The following is a 16,914-nucleotide window of genomic DNA, read 5'->3' as shown; positions in this document are numbered from 1 at the left end:
TGTGAATTAACCGCCCCGCTTCTGACCATCAAGCACCTGTTTCAGCTCCTGTGGACCCTGATAGCCCGGGATCATCATACCGCTGTCGGTAAGAATGGCGGGCGTACCCTGAATGCCGAACAGAATGCCGAGTTTGTAGTGCTTATCGAGATTGAGGCTGCAGGTCGCTGGCGCATCCATCTGCGGCGTATCGCCTTTCATCGCCTGATCGAACGCTTTGTTGCGATCGGCACTGCACCAGATCGCCTTCATCGCTTTCTCAACCTGACCGTTCAGCCCTTCGCGCGGGAAGGCGAGATAGCGCACCGTGATACCCAGCGCGTTGTAGTCCGCCATCTGCTCATGCAGCTTACGGCAGTAGCCGCAGGTGATATCGGTAAACACCGTAATGACGTGCTGCTCTTTCGGCGCTTTATAGACAATCATTTCCGGCGCCAGCGCGGCGACTTTTTTGTCCAGCAGCTGGTTGGTGACATTAACCGGCTGTGCGCCGCTGACGTCATACAGCGGGCCCTGAATCATATGTTTGCCATCTTCAGTAATGTAAATCACGCCGCTTTCCGTCAGCACGGTTTTCATGCCCGGCAGCGGCGAGGGCTGGATCTCAGCCTGCTGCAGACCCACTTTTTTCAGCGTCTGCTGAATAGCGCTGTCATCAGCCTGTGCCAGAGCGGAAAAGGCGCTGACCAGCAGCGCCAGAACGGTAAACTGTTTTTTCATCATAAGTCCTTGTTGCCGCTGCTCAGGCGCGCGGATGGTGCTGTTGATGTAACTGACGCAGCCGCTCGGTGGCAACATGCGTATAAATCTGGGTGGTCGACAGGTCACTGTGGCCCAGTAGCATCTGTACGACGCGCAAATCAGCGCCGTGGTTCAGTAAATGTGTGGCAAATGCATGCCGCAGCACGTGCGGTGACAGTTTATCGCTGTCGATACCCGCCAGCGTCGCGTAGTGCTTGATGCGGTGCCAGAAGGTCTGACGCGTCATCTGCTGCGCGCGCTGGCTGGGAAACAGAACGTCCAGCGTCTGTCCGTTTAGCAGCCACGGCCGGCCATATTCCATATAGTGCTCTAACCAGTGGATCGCTTCTTCACCTAATGGCACCAGCCGCTCTTTATTACCTTTACCGATAACGCGCACTACTCCCTGCCGCAGGCTGACATCGCTGATGGTCAGCCCGACCAGCTCTGAGACGCGCAAACCTGTGGCATACAGCACCTCCAGCATCGCTTTATCGCGCAGCTCCAGCGGAATATCTGTGGCCGGCGCCTGCAGCAGCCGGTCTACCTGACTCTCGCTGAGATCTTTCGGCAGCCGCTGTGGCAGCTTAGGGGCGGAGAGCAGCGCGCTGGGATCGTCACTGCGCAGCTTTTCACGGTAGAGATACTGAAACAGCCGGCGCATGGCGCTCAGCGTGCGGGCTGAACTGGTGGCCTTATAGCCACCTTCAATACGCTCGGCAAGAAACTGCTGCAGATCCAGCGCCTGCAGCGTCAGCAGCGTCAGATTGTGATGCTGCAGCCATGCGGTGAGGGTTTGCAGATCCTGACGATAAGAGGCCAGCGTATTTTGCGCCAGATTACGCTCCAGCCAGAGCGCATCAAGAAACTGTTCAATCAGATCGCTATCCTGCACGTTATCCTCTCGCCAGTGTGAAATCGTGCTCATTATGCCTTAAAGCAGAGGGGTTCTGGTACAATTGCGCCAGAGTGAGTTTCATACAGAGCATTAACCGCATGAATATCGGACTTTTTTACGGTTCAAGTACCTGTTACACCGAGATGGCAGCGGAAAAAATCCGCGACTTTATTGGTGAAGAGCTGGTGACGCTGCACAACCTCAAAGATGATGACCCCTCGCTGATGGAGCAGTATGACCTGCTGATCCTCGGTATTCCAACCTGGGATTTTGGCGAGCTGCAGGAGGACTGGGAAGCGGTATGGCCGCAGCTGCCGGGACTTAACCTGCAGGGGAAAATTGTGGCGCTGTACGGTATGGGCGACCAGATTGAGTACAGCGAGTGGTTTCTTGATGCGCTGGGCATGCTGCACGAACTGCTGCTGCCGATGGGCGTACAGTTTGTCGGCTACTGGCCGCTGGAGGGGTATACCTTTACCAGCCGCAAGCCGCTGACCGCTGACGGCACACAGTTTGTAGGTCTGGCGCTGGATGATGTTAACCAGTTTGAGCAGAGCGACGAGCGTATTGAGCAGTGGTGCGAGCAGATTCTCACGGAAACAGCTGACCGGCTTTAACGCTGGTCTGCCGCGCCACTGAGCGCGTCCTGCGCGCGCAGCTGCCGCCAGCTGCGCATCGTCATGGCGTCCTGCATCAGCCAGAAACGCCAGCGCTGGCCCTGCGCATTCTGCAGGGTCAGCAGCACGCCCCACGGCTGCCATTGCGCCGTCCGGGCGGTATACCAGCGGGTTCCCTGCCAGCCCCAGCTTCCCTGAACATCCCGCGTCAGCTCGCCGCAGCGTTGCCGTAAGCGTCGCTCAGTGCGCCAGCTTTCCGCCAGCACCGCGACGGAAAGCAGCGCCTGCAGCGCATGCCACTCCGCAGGCCAGACGAACAGCAGCAGAGTCACGCAGCTGAAACCCGCCGCCAGATTTGCCAGCCGGGCGCTGCGTGAAGGACGCAGGCTACATTGCCACCGGACCACGTTCACGGTTGCGCTGCTGGATCAGTTTTACCATGCGCTTAAACTCGGGATCCGCGGGCTCGCCGTGGTCCATCATCCAGTTAAACAGATCCGGATCGTCACTCTTCAGTAAAGCAACAAACACCCGCTTATCTTCATCACTCAGCGAATCATACTCATAGTGAAAAAAAGGCATAATGGAGACATCAAGCTCAAGCATGCCCCGACGGCAGGCCCACTTAACGCGTGATTTATCATGAATATCCATGTGTCGTGTTCCACGGCTGTAAACAGTAGGGTCAGTGTACCTGCTTTTTTTACCTGCTGCAGGCTGAGTGCTGTTTCCTGCGCAGGATTACGCAAAGCGGCAGGCTGTGTTGCCGCATCATCACGCGATTTGTGCGCCCGGTTCCGTAAACAGTTTGCATTGCCCCGCTGCTCTTTTAACATTGAACAAACAACTCCGGACAAACTTGATTAATCAGGATGGACACATGCCGATTTTTACCCTCCCTCCCCGCCAGCCTGTCGCTGCGGCACGCCTGCCCCTGACGCTGATGTCGCTTGATGAGTGGGCGCTGGTGGCGGTACAGGGCAAAGACAGCACCAGCTATCTGCAGGGACAGCTGACGCTGGATGTCGCAACGCTGACCAGTGAGCAGCATCGTCAGGCTGCCCACTGCGACGCCAAAGGCAAAATGTGGAGCAACCTGCGTCTGTTTCATCGCGGCGAGGGATACGCTTATCTGGTGCGCCGCAGCCTGCGTGACCAGCAGATTGCTGAACTGAAAAAATATGCGGTGTTTGCCAAAGTGACCATCGAAGCTGACGATGAAGCTGTCGTACTGGGCGTTGCCGGCTTTCAGGCGCGTGCGGCACTGACGAATCTGTTTGCCACGCTGCCGGATGCCGCGCATGCGGTAGTGCAGCAGGATGAGAGCACGCTGCTGTGGCTGGATCAGCCTGCGGAACGTTTTGTCGTGATTACTACCCCCGCCAAAGCGGAAGCGATTAAAGCGGCACTGGAGGGTGAGGCGCAGTTCAACGACAGCAGGCAGTGGCTGGCGCTGGATATCGAAGCGGGTATTCCGGTTATCGATAGCGCTACCAGCGCCCAGCTGATCCCGCAGGCCACCAACCTGCAGGCGCTGGATGCGATCAGCTTTAAGAAAGGTTGCTATACCGGTCAGGAGATGGTCGCGCGGGCAAAATTCCGCGGTGCCAACAAGCGTGCCCTGTTCTGGCTGGCGGGTAGCGCCGGTAAAGTACCGGAAGCGGGGAGTTCAATGGAGCTGCAGATGGGCGATCGCTGGCGGCGTACCGGCACGGTACTGTGTGCGGTACAGCTTGAGGATGGCAGCGTCTGGGTGCAGATGGTGATGAATAACGATCCGGAACCAGATGCGATCCTGCGTGCTGAAGGCGATGAAGGTGGTGAACTCACCATTCAGCCACTGCCTTACGCGCTGGACGCGTAAGAGGCACAGAGCGGGAGGCCGTCCGGCGTCCCGCTGCAATGCGCATAAAGCCCGTTTATTTCACATAAAAGTAGATGGCGCAGAAGTGCAGCACGCTGCCGCCGAGTACAAAGCCGTGCCAGATCGCATGGTTAAAGGGTATCCGGCGCGACACGTAAAAAATCACGCCCAGGGAGTAGACCACGCCTCCCGCCGCCAGCAGCCAGACGCCTCCGGCGGAAAGCCGCATCGCCAGCTGATAGATCACCACCAGCGACAGCCACCCCATGCTGAGATAGGTCACCAGCGACAGCACCTTAAAACGGTGCGCAATTGTCAGCTTAAAAATGATGCCCGCCAGCGCCAGACTCCAGATCACCACCATCAGTCCGTGTGCCAGCGGCGATTTCAGCCCGACCAGCAAAAACGGCGTATAGGTGCCGGCGATCAGCAGATAGATAGCGCAGTGATCAAATTTCTTCAGCCATGGCCGGGCGCGCTGATGCGGAATGGCGTGATAGAGCGTAGAGGCGAGATAGAGCAGAATCATGCTGCCGCCATAGAGGCTGTAGCTGGTGATAGCAGTGATGCTCGCCTGCGTTTCCACTGCCTGCGTCAGCAGCAGCACCAGACCGATAATACCAAACAGGCAGCCAACGCCATGGCTGACGCTGTTGGCTATCTCTTCGGCCAGCGAATAACCGGGCGTAATGAGTACGGGTTTTACCATGGTGCGGGATCCCTGAAGATAAAGGAGCGTGTTTTTTAACCCCTTCAGCCTAACCAGAAATATTTTCAGTGTACACATGTACGCTCAATTATTTCTGTGTCGGGGTGTGTCACCCGGCCTGCGGTGCAATCTGGTACACTACAGGCTCCTTTTGCTGCCTGAGCGATGTTCCGCATGTTTGCACACCGCGATCTCTCCAGCCTGAACGATCTTGAGATGCAGGTTTACCATTTCATCATCAAACATCCGCAAAGCGTCAGCTATATGACCATTCGCGATCTGGCGGCGCAGGCGGGCGTCTCTACCACCACCGTACTGCGCTTTTGCCGCAAGCTGCACTGTGACGGCTGGTCAGAGTTTCGTATCCGCTTTCGCCTGGCTCAGGAGCAGACCCCGCCTGCAATCCCCTCATCGGGCGCTGGCGAAATGCTGAGTTTTTTCAAAAGTATTCACAATGCCGAGTTTGAGCAGCAGATTGCGCAGGCCGCGCAGATGATCCTGCAGGCCGGGCATATTTTCTTTATTGGTGCCGGCACGTCGGGCAGCCTCGGTAAATATGGCGCACGCTTCTTTTCCAACGTCGGCAAATTCAGCCACCATATTGACGACCCTTACTATCCGGTTATGCCCGGAGTCAGTGAAGGCGCGCTGGCGATTATTCTCTCCGTTTCCGGCGAGACCGAAGAGATCCTGCGCTTCGCCAGTCAGTTCAGCCTTAACCGCTGCAAAATCATCGCCATCACCAATCACGACACCAGCTCGCTGGCAAAAATGGCGGATTTTACCCTCTCCTATCACGTGCCGCAGATCACGCTGGCCGGGCAGCACGACATCACCACGCAGGTGCCGGTAATGTACATTATCGAAACGCTGGGACGCACGCTGGCGCATATGCTATCCCCCTGAAAACACCCTGTTTTTTAGCTGTGACAGGTTACATTCTGCACGCGGTGTTATAGCGTGACATTCACCGGCTGCTTGTTACACTGCGGGAAATTCTGTTTTCACCCGACGTATGATGAGGCTGAACAATGCGTGATGATTTGCAGTTACCACAAGGGTTTCTCTGGGGCGGCGCAGTAGCCGCGCATCAGGTTGAAGGCGGCTGGGATCAGGGCGGCAAAGGCGTCAGTATCGCTGACGTGCTGACCGGTGGTGCACACGGCGTTGACCGCGTGATCACCGACGGCGTACAGCCGGGCAAACACTATCCTAATCACCAGGCGGTAGAGTTTTACTCACACTACAAACAGGACGTGGCGCTGTTTGCTGAGATGGGCTTTAAGTGCTTCCGCACCTCGATTGCCTGGACGCGCATCTTCCCCAACGGCGATGAAGCGCAGCCCAACGAGGCGGGCATGCAGTTTTATGATGACCTGTTCGATGAGCTGCTGAAATATGGTATCGAACCGGTGATCACTCTCTCTCACTTTGAGATGCCTTATCATCTGGTAAAAGAGTATGGCGGCTGGGCTGACCGCCGGGTGGTCGATTTCTTTGTGCGCTTCAGCGATGTGGTGATGACGCGCTATCAGCACAAAGTGAAGTACTGGATGACTTTTAACGAGATCAACAACCAGCGCAACTGGCAATATCCGCTGTTTGGCTACTGCTGTTCCGGCGTGGTGTTTACTGAGCATGAGAAGCCAGAGCAGACGATGTATCAGGTTATGCATCACCAGTTTGTCGCCAGTGCAAAGGTGGTGAAACGCGGTCATGAGATCAATCCCGGTTTTCAGATCGGCTGCATGATCGCCATGGTGCCGGTCTATCCCTTCTCCTGTCATCCGGATGATGTCATGCGGGCGCAGGAGGCGATGCATCAGCGTTACGTTTTCAGCGACGTGCAGATGCGCGGCGCTTACCCCGCTTACACGCTGAAAGAGTGGGCGCGCAAAGGCTACCACATCGAGATGGCAGCAGATGATGCCGAAACCCTGCAGCAGGGCTGCTGCGACTACATCGGTTTCAGCTATTACATGAGCAACGCGGTCGATACCCGCGCCAGCGGCGTGGATGATCCGATCACCGGCTTTGACGGCGTGGTACCCAATCCGCACGTTAAAGCGTCAGACTGGGGCTGGCAGATCGATCCGGTGGGCCTGCGCTATGTGCTGAATTCACTCTATGAGCGCTATCAGAAGCCGCTGTTTATTGTGGAAAATGGCTTCGGCGCGATCGATAAACCTGATGCGGAGGGCTTTATCGCCGACGACTACCGCATTGACTACCTGCGGGCGCATATCGAAGAGATGAAAAAAGCGGTGGCGCTGGATGGTGTCGAGCTGCTGGGCTACACGCCGTGGGGCTGCATCGACTGCGTCTCGTTCACCACCGGTCAGTACAGCAAGCGCTATGGCTTTATCCACGTCGACAAAAACGACGACGGCAGCGGCACCTTTGCGCGTTCAAAGAAAAAGAGCTTCAGCTGGTATCAGCAGGTGATCGCCAGCAACGGCGCCACGCTCTGACCGGCGATGCGGGCGGATGTCAGAGTCCGCCCGTCACGTCCAGCATGCTGCCGGTGACATACGCGGCGGCATCGCTGCTCAGCCAGAGGATCGCGCGGGCGATCTCTTCCGGCTGCGCGCCGCGTCCCAGCGGAATACGCTGCGCCACCCGATCAACCCGCTCCGGCTCGCCGCCATCCGCATGCATGTCGGTATACGTGGAGCCGGGACGCACACCGGTTACCCGGATCCCCTGGGCGGCCACTTCGCGCGCCAGCCCGCGGGTCAGCGTGTCCACCGCCGCTTTTGATGCTGCATAATCCACATATTCGTCCGGCGCGCCGCTGTGTACGGCACCTGATGAAACATTCACAATCACACCGCCCTCCCCGCCGTGCGCCCTGCTCATGCGTTTCACCGCTTCCCGGCAGCAGATAAAAGTCCCGATGACGTTCGTCGCCAGCACCCGCTGAATACGCTCAGCGCTTAGCGCCTCCACCCGGCACTGCGTAAACAGAATTCCGGCGTTGTTCACCACTATCCGCAGGGCACCCGGCTGCTCATCCAGCTGCGCAAACAGCCTCACGACCTGCGCCTCATCAGCAATATCCGCCTGCAGCGCGCAGGCACTGCCGCCCCGGCGAATAATCTCCCCGACCAGCTGTTCTGCGTCTGCAGCCCGCTGACGGTAGTTGATTACCACGCGGTAACCCGCCTGCGCCAGCAGCAGCGAGGTAGCGCGTCCGATGCCCCGGCTGCCGCCGGTAACCAGTGCCAGATCCATATGTGCCTCCAAAAGAAAAAGGACCGGCAGCCGGTCCTTAAGGGGTCAGTTCATCGCGCTTACTGATATTCGCTCATCGGCACGCAGGCGCAGAAGACGTTGCGATCGCCGAAGACGTCATCAAGACGTTTTACCGTTGGCCAGTACTTATTCGCACTGCCTGCCGGGAATACTGCCAGCTCTCGCGTATAGGGATGCTGCCACTCGCCCACAATTTCCATTTGCGTATGCGGTGCGTTGACCAGCGGATTGTCATCAGCAGGCCACTCACCGGCGGTGACGCGGTCAATCTCCATGCGGATCGCCAGCATCGCGTCGATAAAGCGATCCAGCTCTGCTTTGCCCTCTGATTCAGTCGGCTCCACCATCAGCGTGCCCGCTACCGGGAAGGACATGGTCGGAGCGTGAAAACCGTAATCGATCAGGCGTTTGGCAATATCCAGCTCGCTGATACCGCTCTGCTCTTTCAGCGGACGAATATCGAGAATACATTCGTGCGCCACGCGACCATCGCGTCCGGTATAGAGGATCGGATAGGCCGATTGCAGACGACGCGCAATGTAGTTGGCATTAAGGATCGCCACTGAGCTCGCCTGTTTCAGCCCTTCTGCACCCATCATACGGATATACATCCAGCTGATAGGCAAAATCGAGGCGCTGCCAAACGGTGCAGCCGACACGGCGCCCTGCTGCGTCAGTACGCCATCAATCTGCACCACGCTGTGCCCCGGCACAAACGGAGCCAGATGCGCTTTTACGCCAATCGGTCCCATGCCCGGTCCGCCGCCGCCGTGCGGAATGCAGAAGGTTTTATGCAGGTTAAGATGCGAGACGTCAGCACCGATATAGCCAGGCGTAGTAATGCCCACCTGGGCGTTCATGTTGGCGCCATCCAGATATACCTGACCGCCATACTGATGCACAATCTGGCACACTTCGCGGATGGTTTCTTCATAAACGCCGTGGGTAGAAGGATAGGTCACCATGATGCAGGAGAGCGCATCGCCCGCCTGAGCCGCTTTCTCACGCAGATCGCCGAGATCGATATTGCCCTGTTTATCGCAGGCAACCACAACCACCGACATGCCCGCCATCTGCGCCGAGGCTGGGTTGGTGCCGTGTGCCGACCCGGGGATCAGGCAGATGTTGCGCCGGCCTTCATTGCGGCTTTCGTGATAGCGGCGGATCGCCAGCAGGCCGGCATACTCTCCCTGCGCCCCGGAGTTAGGCTGCATGCAGAGCGCGTCATAGCCGGTGAGCTGTACCAGCCACTGCGACAGCTGCCCAATCATCTGCAGATAGCCGGTAGCCTGTTCAGCGGGGCAGAATGGATGCAGTTCAGAGAACTCCGGCCAGGTGATCGGGATCATCTCTGCGGCGGCATTCAGCTTCATGGTGCAGGAGCCAAGCGGGATCATTGCCTGATTCAGCGCCAGATCTTTTTTCTCCAGGCTGTGCATGTAGCGCATCATTTCTGTTTCGCTGTGGTAGCGGTTAAATACCGGATGCGTCAGATATTCACTGCGGCGCTGCTGGCCTGCCGGAATAGCCGCACTCTCCGCCGATACGGCGGCATCAAGCTTATCGATATCCAGCCCGTGCGTGTCGCCCAGAAAAATGGCAAACAGCGCCTGTACATCTTCACGGCTGGTGGTTTCATCCAGCGTGATACCTACGGCGTCAGGCATATCGCTGCGCAGGTTTACGCCAAAACTCAGCGCGCGATTCAGCACGCCGGCCTTGTCAGCAACCTCAACGGTCAGCGTGTCAAACCAGCTGCCGTGGCGCAGCGTCAATCCGCCTTTCTGCAGGCCGGTTGCCAGAATGCTGGTCAGGCGATGAATGCGCGAGGCGATACGTTGCAAACCCTGGGGACCGTGCCAGACCGCATAGAGGCCGGCGATATTGGCCAGCAGAACCTGTGAGGTACAGATATTGGAGTTCGCCTTTTCACGACGGATATGCTGCTCGCGCGTCTGCATCGCCATGCGCAGCGCGGTGTTGCCCGCCGCATCGCGTGAGACGCCGATAATCCGGCCCGGCATTGAGCGTTTGTGCTCATCGCGGCTGGCAAAAAAGGCCGCGTGCGGTCCGCCATAGCCCATTGGCACGCCAAAGCGCTGAGCGGAACCAAACACAATGTCAGCACCCTGTTTGCCGGGCGCCTCCAGCAGCAGCAGCGCCATGAAATCAGCGGCCACGCTCACGACAACTTTGCGGCTCTTCAGCTCTGCTATCAGATCGTGATAGTCATGTACTTCCCCACTGGTGCCCACCTGCTGCAGAAGAACACCAAACAGATCCTCATGATCGCGTGCTTTCTCTGCCCGATCGATAATCAGATCAAAGCCAAATGTTTCGGCGCGGGTGCGTACGACATCCAGCGTCTGCGGATGAATATCATCGGCGATAAAGAAGCGGGTGGCGCTCTTCAGCTTGCTGACGCGTTTCGCCATCGCCATCGCTTCAGCCGCCGCGGTGGCTTCATCCAGCAGCGACGCAGAGGCGATATCCATACCGGTCAGATCCAGCGTCAGCGTCTGGAAATTCAGTAGCGCCTCCAGACGCCCCTGTGACACCTCAGGCTGATACGGCGTATAGGCGGTATACCAGCCAGGGTTTTCCAGCATATTACGCAGGATCACCGGCGGAGTGATTACTGCACTGTAGCCCATGCCGATCCAGGATTTGTAGCGCTGATTCTGACTGGCCATCGCTTTCAGCTCTGCCAGCGCCTGCTGCTCGGTCGCGGCGTCACCCGTGGCCGGCGGCCCGGGCAGCTGAATATCCGCCGGTACGATGGTGCTGATGAGTTCGTTTAGCGAACCGGCACCAATCGCTTCCAGCATGCTGGCCTGCTGGGCGTCGGTGGGACCAATATGGCGCTCGATAAATGCACCGTTATGTTCAAGCTGGCTGAGAGTCTGGGTCATTACAGTCGATCCTGCATCGGGCTGGGTTACACAAAGGACTTACAACAGGCAGATAAAGAAGAGGTGCCGCACTGCGACACCTTCAGAGGCTACCGGTTACTCATCGATACTGGCTTTATAGGCGTCAGCATCAAGCATGCTGTCGAGTTCAGCTTCATCGCTGGCTTGCAGGCGGAACAACCAGCCATCGCCATAAGGCGCGCTGTTCACCAGCTCGGGTGAGTCGGTCAGCGCCTCATTCACCGCTACAATTTCACCGCTCAGCGGTGCATAGATGTCGGAAGCAGCTTTAACCGACTCCGCGACGGCGCAGTCGTCGCCCGCGCTAAACGTAGCGCCAACGTCTGGCAGATCGACAAACACCATATCACCGAGCAGCTCCTGCGCATGCTCGGTGATCCCCACGGTGTAAGAGCCATCTTCTTCTTTACGCACCCACTCGTGGCTGTCACGGTATTTCAACGTATTTGGCACATTGCTCATCGCCATTTCTCCTGAAAAATTTACTGAGCGACCGGCTTACCGGCGCGTACAAAAACGGGTTTAGTCACTTTTACCGGCATTTCGCGATTGCGGATCTCCACAATGGCCTGCCCGCCAATACCGGCAGGTACGCGCGCCAGGGCGATGCTGCAGCCCAGCGTCGGCGAGAAGGAACCACTGGTAATCATACCCTGCTGCGGTACGCCCTGCTCATCGGTAAAGCGCACCGTCTGACCACCGCGCAGTACGCCTTTTTCCGTCATGACCAGCCCCACCAGTTTTTCAGTGCCCTGCTCGCGCTGCGCTTCCAGCGCTTCACGTCCGATAAAATCACGATCGGCCGGTTCCCGGCTGATGGTCCAGCCCATATTCGCGGCCAGCGGCGAAACGCCTTCATCCATCTCCTGGCCATAGAGATTCATACCGGCTTCCAGACGCAGCGTGTCGCGCGCGCCTAAGCCGGCGGGTTTTACGCCCGCGGCCAGTAGCTGCTGCCAGAACATTTCCGCCTGGTCAGCGGGCAGCGCAATTTCATAGCCTGCCTCGCCGGTGTAGCCGGTGGTGGCAATGAACAGGTCGCCTGACTGCACGCCATAAAAAGGCTTCATGCCGGCAACGGCGGCACGCTGGCTCTCATCAAACAGCGTCTGTGCTTTCTGCTGCGCATTCGGACCCTGCACGGCAATCAGCGCCAGGTCATGACGCTCGGTCAGCGTCACGCCAAACGGTGCGGCGTGCTGCGTTATCCACGCGAGATCTTTCTCTCGCGTGGCGGAGTTGACCACCAGGCGGAAAAAATCCTCCTGCATGAAGTAGACGATCAGATCGTCTATCACGCCGCCCGATGCGTTAAGCATGCCGCTGTAGAGCGCTTTGCCGGGTTGAGTCAGTTTTGCGACATCATTTGCCAGCAGATAACGCAGAAACTCGCGGGTCCGTGCGCCGTGCAGATCAACGATAGTCATGTGCGATACATCAAACATGCCGGCGTCGCTGCGCACTGCGTGGTGCTCATCGATTTGCGAGCCGTAGTGCAGCGGCATCATCCAGCCGTGGAAGTCCACCATGCGTGCACCGTCCTGCTGGTGCTGCTTAAACAGAGGCGTTTGCTGAGTCATAACCATCCTGTGAAAACCAATAAGCGGGGCTCGCCTGCGCGGTAATAAACGCCGACGCAAACGTTCTCTTTCAGCTGACGTTACCACTGAAAAACAGATTTAACCATAAGCAAAACGAGGTCGAAGCCGGGCCTCATCTTTGCAGTGCATCCCATAGCATGCAGCATAATCCGCTGCCTTTGTGTGATTAAACGCGCAGATTATGCAACTCCGGGGCGATATCTCAGTAAATCAAACACGCCACCGCGGGTGAGAAGCTAAATGGCACGGCTGTGCGATTAATCCTGCATGAAAATAACTAATGCGAATCTGGCGGTAAAATTAGAATAAATCAAACGAGGCATCATTATGGCGCAGAGCGCTCTGTTTTAGTGCGAACAGGGAGTCAGGAGGAGGTTTTTGCCGGGGCGCATAAATGCGCCCCCTACCATAGGGCGGGTGCGAAATGTAACGTCCGGGGGATGGGGTTGCCGGGGCGCATTAATGCGCCCCCTACGCCAGGGCGATGCGAAACGATGACGTCCGGTATTGAGCCACCGTAGGGGCGCCATTTATGGCGCCCGGGTTGATGCGGATACGAAACGACAACGTCCTGGTTAGCTAGCGGATCCACTCTGGCAGGTCGTTCAGCCCCATCGCCTGCTTCAGCAGACGCGGCTTCACGCCTGGCAGCGTATCGGCCAGCTTTAGCCCGACGTCACGCAGCAGCTTTTTCGCCGGATGCGTGCCGGCGAACAGCTCGCGGAATCCCTGCATGCCGGCCAGCATCAGGGCTGCGCTGTGCTTGCGGCTGCGTTCGTAGCGACGCAGTGAGAGATGCTCACCGATATCGCGACCCGCCTGATGCAGGCGGCGGATCTCACCAATCAGCTCAGCCGCATCCATAAAGCCTAAATTCACGCCCTGCCCGGCCAGCGGATGAATGGTGTGCGCCGCATCGCCGACCAGCGCCAGACGATGAGCTGCAAAATTGCGCGCATAGCGTGCCGTTAGCGGGAACGTTTTACGTTCGCTCTCAACGCTGCATAATCCCAGCCGCATATCAAAGGCTACAGAGAGTTGCTGATTAAACAGCGCTGCCGGCATCGACTGCATGCGCGCTGCTTCCTGTGGAGCCAGCGACCAGACGATTGAGCACAGGTGCGGATCCTGCATCGGCAGAAAGGCGAGAATACCTTCGCCGTGAAATACCTGACGCGCGATAGCATCATGCGGCATATCAGTACGCACGTTCGCGACCAGCGCATGATGCTCATAATCCCAGAACGTCAGCGGGATATCCGCTTTTTCGCGCAGCCAGGAGCCGGCGCCGTCGGCGGCTATCATCAGCCGGGCGCTCATCATGGTGCCATCTTCCAGCGTGATAAAGGCTTCATTATCACCAAACGCGACCTGCTGCAGGCGGGCCGGTGCAAACAGCGTAACATCTTTACACTGGCTGGCACGCTGCCACAGCGCACTGTGAATCACTTCATTTTCAACAATATAACCAAGATGCGACAGCCCCTGCTGCTCATCATCAAAGCTGACAGATCCAAAGCTGTCCTGATCCCACACTTCCATACCGTGATACGCGCTGGCGCGCAGGGCGAGAATAGATGACCAGACGTCGAGTTTCTGTAGCAGACGTTCACTGGCTGCATTAATTGCGGATACCCGAATCGACGCGGCGGCTGCCGGATCGAACTGCGGTTCCGCCGCTTTCTCCAGTACTGCAACGCGCAGACCACTTCCCTGCAAACCGCAGGCCACTGCCAGACCGACCATGCCGCCACCGGCAATCACCACATCAAATGTTTGCATTGCTGCCTCTTTATTAACGCTTTACCCAGCCGAGCGTACGCGCGGCCAGCGGATGTTGCAGCCAGGGGAGGTGATCCATAGCCACCAGCCCGAGATTTCTTCCTGCAACCAGCGGTGCATAACGGTTAGCGAACAGGCGCACCAGGCCGTCAGTCACGCCGATTGTCGCCGCGCGGTCAGCCTGACGCCGGGCGGCAAAATGCTGCAGCACCGCATAACTGCCAGGATCCTGCTGCTGGCGCCAGGCGCCGGCCAGCGTTTCCGCCAGCGACATGACATCGCGCAGGCCAAGGTTAAAGCCCTGTCCGGCGATCGGATGCAGCGTCTGGGCAGCATTGCCGACCAGCGCCAGCCGGTGCGTCACCTGACGATCGGCGGTTTGCAGCGCCAGCGGGTAAATTTCACGCTGACCGGCATGGGTAAAGCGACCCAGCCGCCAGCCAAATGCGCGCTGCAGTTCGCGCCGGAATGTCTCTTCATCCCACGCCCGCACCCGGCATTCTGCGGCTGCCGGATGGCACCACACCAGCGACATACGATTGCCGGACATCGGCAGCAGCGCCAGCGGCCCGTGCGGCGTAAAACGCTCAAACGCCTGCCCCTGATGCGGCAGCTGAGTGGACACGTTGGCAATCACCGCCAGCTGCTGATAATCCTCGCGCTGCCACTGAATACCGCATGATGCCGCCAGCGATGAGCGCGACCCATCTGCAGCCACCAGCAGCGTACCCTCCAGCGTTTCGCCGCTGTTAAGCGTCACCTGCGCATGCGCTTTATCACGCGTGGCCTGCGTGACGTAATCGGGGCAGCGCAATGTTACGCCGGGCGCCTGCCGGAGACGCTCAAACAGGCGCTGTCCGACATCGAATAGCTCCACCACCTGCCCCAGCGCAGCCAGCTGATACGCCTCTGCGCTGAGCTGCACAAAGCCGCTGTGACCGCGATCGGAGACATGAATGCGGGTGATCGGCGTGGCGCAGTCCGCCAGCGAACGCCAGAGGTCGATTGCTGCCAGCTGCTGGCAGGTGCCAGCGGCCAGCGCAATCGCCCGGCCATCAAAACCGGGGTGCGCACGGCTGGCCGGCTCGCTGCGCTCAATGAGCGTGACCGGTAACCTGCCCTGCGTCAGATGCGATATCGCCAGCGCCAGCGTGGCGCCGGTCATGCCCCCGCCTGCAATCAGAATGGTCATACGCCGCGCGCCGCTGCCATCAGGGCTTCAATCGCATCCGGATCTTTCACCACGCTATCAGTAAGATTCTCATGGCCTGTCGCCGTAATCACAATATCATCCTCAATGCGCACGCCTATGCCGCGGTACTGCGGCGGCACGCTGGCATCAGGTGCAATATAGAGGCCCGGCTCTACCGTAAGCACCATGCCCGGCTCCAGCACGCGGTCGCGGCTCGGCGTACCGTAATCGCCGACGTCATGCACATCCAGGCCCAGCCAGTGGCCGAGGCCGTGCATGAAGAAAGGGCGATGCGCCTGCGCTTCAAATAGTTCGTCGATATTGCCGTCAAGAATACCGAGATCAACGAGGCCGGTGATCATGATGTGCACAACTTCATCATTCACTTCATGAATGCTGACGCCGGGCCGGAACATCGACAGCGCTTTATGCAGCGAAGCCAGCACAATGTCGTAGATTTCCCGCTGCGGCGGTGTAAACCTGCCGTTTACCGGAAAGGTACGGGTAATATCACCCGCATAACCGTGAAACTCACAGCCGGCGTCGATTAGCACCAGATCGCCGTCGCGCATTGCGCTTTCATTTTCGGTGTAGTGCAAAATGCAGCCGTTTTCGCCACTTCCGACAATGGTGTTGTAGGAAGGAAAGCGCGCGCCGTGGCGGGAGAATTCATGGTGGATCTCCCCTTCAAGTTGATACTCATACATGCCGGGGCGGCACTGCTGCATGGCGCGGGTATGCGCCAGCGCGCTGATCTTTCCCGCCTGACGCAGTATCTCAATCTCTTCTGCGCTTTTAAACAGTCGCATCTCATGCACCCAGGGACGCCAGTCGGTCACGCTGGCTGGTGCGCTAAGATTCTGCCGGAAACCGCGACGTAATTTTTCCAGCGCGCTAAACAGCAGCTGGTCAGCGTAACCATATTCGCCCTGCGCGTGATACACCACGTCAAGCCCGTTCAGCAGCAAGTGCAGCTGTTCGCCAATATCATCCCACGGCAGTGCGCGATCAACACCCAGCTTCGCCGGCGCAGCCTCCTGCCCGAGGCGACGGCCAGACCACACCTCGGCAGTCAGATCGCGTATGCGGTTAAACAGCACGCTGTGATTGTGATGTTCATCGCTTTTGATCAGCACCAGCAGCGCCTGCGGCTCGTTAAACCCGGTGAAATACCAGAAGTCGCTGTTTTGGCGGTAGCTATATTCGGTGTCGTTGCTGCGCGTGACTTCAGGTGCTGCAAAAATCAGCGCCGCGCTGCCGGGGGCCATCTGCGTAATCAGCGCCTGACGACGCTGCCGGAACTGTTCCAGTGTGATCATAGT

At 58.2% G+C, this 16,914-nt stretch carries 16 protein-coding genes; 4 read left to right on the top strand and 12 right to left on the bottom strand.

Annotation, left to right across the window (positions count from 1 at the left end):
• Positions 1-6 precede the first annotated feature (6 nt).
• On the bottom strand, positions 7-720 hold the full coding sequence (gene dsbC, locus C1Y41_RS11165) for a bifunctional protein-disulfide isomerase/oxidoreductase DsbC (RefSeq protein WP_071668566.1): 714 nt from the start codon (positions 718-720) through the stop codon (positions 7-9).
• A 22-nt stretch (positions 721-742) separates the two neighbouring features.
• A complete protein-coding gene (gene xerD, locus C1Y41_RS11160; protein ID WP_104085473.1) occupies positions 743-1,669 on the bottom strand; it encodes a site-specific tyrosine recombinase XerD in 927 nt (308 codons plus the stop codon).
• A 68-nt stretch (positions 1,670-1,737) separates the two neighbouring features.
• On the opposite strand from xerD, the gene fldB reads away from it, so the two are divergent.
• Positions 1,738-2,256 (top strand): flavodoxin FldB, encoded by a 519-nt coding sequence (gene fldB, locus C1Y41_RS11155; protein WP_071668567.1) that lies wholly within the window; start codon positions 1,738-1,740, stop codon positions 2,254-2,256.
• On the opposite strand, the gene C1Y41_RS11150 is transcribed toward fldB, so the two are convergent.
• Together C1Y41_RS11150 and sdhE are read right to left on the bottom strand one after the other, a co-directional pair.
• Positions 2,253-2,669, bottom strand: coding sequence for a protein YgfX (locus C1Y41_RS11150; protein ID WP_104085472.1), 417 nt, complete (start codon positions 2,667-2,669; stop codon positions 2,253-2,255). The two genes, fldB and C1Y41_RS11150, sit on opposite strands and share 4 nt — an antisense overlap.
• The gene (sdhE, locus tag C1Y41_RS11145; RefSeq protein WP_039380010.1) at positions 2,644-2,910 is read right to left on the bottom strand and encodes an FAD assembly factor SdhE; all 267 of its coding nucleotides are present in this window, start codon (positions 2,908-2,910) and stop codon (positions 2,644-2,646) included. The genes C1Y41_RS11150 and sdhE overlap by 26 nt, the downstream gene beginning before the upstream one ends.
• A gap of 226 nt (positions 2,911-3,136) precedes the next feature.
• Here sdhE and ygfZ point away from each other — a divergent pair, with 226 nt between their 5' ends.
• Entirely contained in the window at positions 3,137-4,120 is a 984-nt protein-coding gene (gene ygfZ, locus C1Y41_RS11140) for a tRNA-modifying protein YgfZ (RefSeq protein ID WP_039380012.1), read from the top strand.
• Positions 4,121-4,175: 55 nt separating this feature from the next.
• Here ygfZ and C1Y41_RS11135 read toward each other — a convergent pair whose 3' ends face one another.
• Entirely contained in the window at positions 4,176-4,829 is a 654-nt protein-coding gene (locus C1Y41_RS11135; RefSeq protein ID WP_104085471.1) for a hemolysin III family protein, read from the bottom strand.
• Positions 4,830-5,003: 174 nt separating this feature from the next.
• Between C1Y41_RS11135 and C1Y41_RS11130 the strand changes: the two genes are divergently transcribed.
• Together C1Y41_RS11130 and C1Y41_RS11125 are read left to right on the top strand one after the other, a co-directional pair.
• Complete coding sequence (locus C1Y41_RS11130; protein WP_039385630.1) at positions 5,004-5,735, top strand: MurR/RpiR family transcriptional regulator; 732 nt, start codon at positions 5,004-5,006, stop codon at positions 5,733-5,735.
• 125 nt (positions 5,736-5,860) lie between these two features.
• Positions 5,861-7,300: a 6-phospho-beta-glucosidase gene (locus C1Y41_RS11125; RefSeq protein WP_104085470.1), complete on the top strand. Its 1,440-nt coding sequence runs from the start codon at positions 5,861-5,863 to the stop codon at positions 7,298-7,300.
• 19 nt (positions 7,301-7,319) lie between these two features.
• Here C1Y41_RS11125 and C1Y41_RS11120 read toward each other — a convergent pair whose 3' ends face one another.
• From C1Y41_RS11120 to pepP, 7 genes are all read right to left on the bottom strand, one after another.
• Positions 7,320-8,063 (bottom strand): SDR family oxidoreductase, encoded by a 744-nt coding sequence (locus C1Y41_RS11120; protein ID WP_104085469.1) that lies wholly within the window; start codon positions 8,061-8,063, stop codon positions 7,320-7,322.
• Positions 8,064-8,122: 59 nt separating this feature from the next.
• Positions 8,123-10,996 carry an aminomethyl-transferring glycine dehydrogenase gene (gene gcvP / locus C1Y41_RS11115; RefSeq protein ID WP_104085468.1) on the bottom strand — a complete coding sequence of 958 codons (2,874 nt, stop codon included), beginning with the start codon at positions 10,994-10,996 and terminating at the stop codon, positions 8,123-8,125.
• Between the two features lie 96 nt (positions 10,997-11,092).
• Complete coding sequence (gcvH, locus tag C1Y41_RS11110) at positions 11,093-11,479, bottom strand: glycine cleavage system protein GcvH (protein WP_039380024.1); 387 nt, start codon at positions 11,477-11,479, stop codon at positions 11,093-11,095.
• Between the two features lie 20 nt (positions 11,480-11,499).
• Positions 11,500-12,597, bottom strand: a complete 1,098-nt coding sequence (gcvT, locus tag C1Y41_RS11105) for a glycine cleavage system aminomethyltransferase GcvT (protein ID WP_039380026.1) — start codon at positions 12,595-12,597, stop codon at positions 11,500-11,502.
• A 600-nt stretch (positions 12,598-13,197) separates the two neighbouring features.
• Entirely contained in the window at positions 13,198-14,400 is a 1,203-nt protein-coding gene (gene ubiI, locus C1Y41_RS11100; RefSeq protein WP_039380028.1) for an FAD-dependent 2-octaprenylphenol hydroxylase, read from the bottom strand.
• Positions 14,401-14,413: 13 nt separating this feature from the next.
• Positions 14,414-15,592: a 2-octaprenyl-6-methoxyphenyl hydroxylase gene (gene ubiH / locus C1Y41_RS11095; protein WP_104085467.1), complete on the bottom strand. Its 1,179-nt coding sequence runs from the start codon at positions 15,590-15,592 to the stop codon at positions 14,414-14,416.
• Positions 15,589-16,911: a Xaa-Pro aminopeptidase gene (gene pepP / locus C1Y41_RS11090; RefSeq protein ID WP_082032641.1), complete on the bottom strand. Its 1,323-nt coding sequence runs from the start codon at positions 16,909-16,911 to the stop codon at positions 15,589-15,591. Before pepP ends, ubiH begins: the two co-directional genes overlap by 4 nt.
• Positions 16,912-16,914 lie beyond the last annotated feature (3 nt).

The sequence above is a fragment of the Pantoea sp. ICBG 1758 genome (assembly GCF_002928325.1).
In the GTDB taxonomy this organism is placed as follows: domain Bacteria; phylum Pseudomonadota; class Gammaproteobacteria; order Enterobacterales; family Enterobacteriaceae; genus Pantoea; species Pantoea eucrina.
This window is presented reverse-complemented; position numbering and strand designations above follow the sequence as displayed.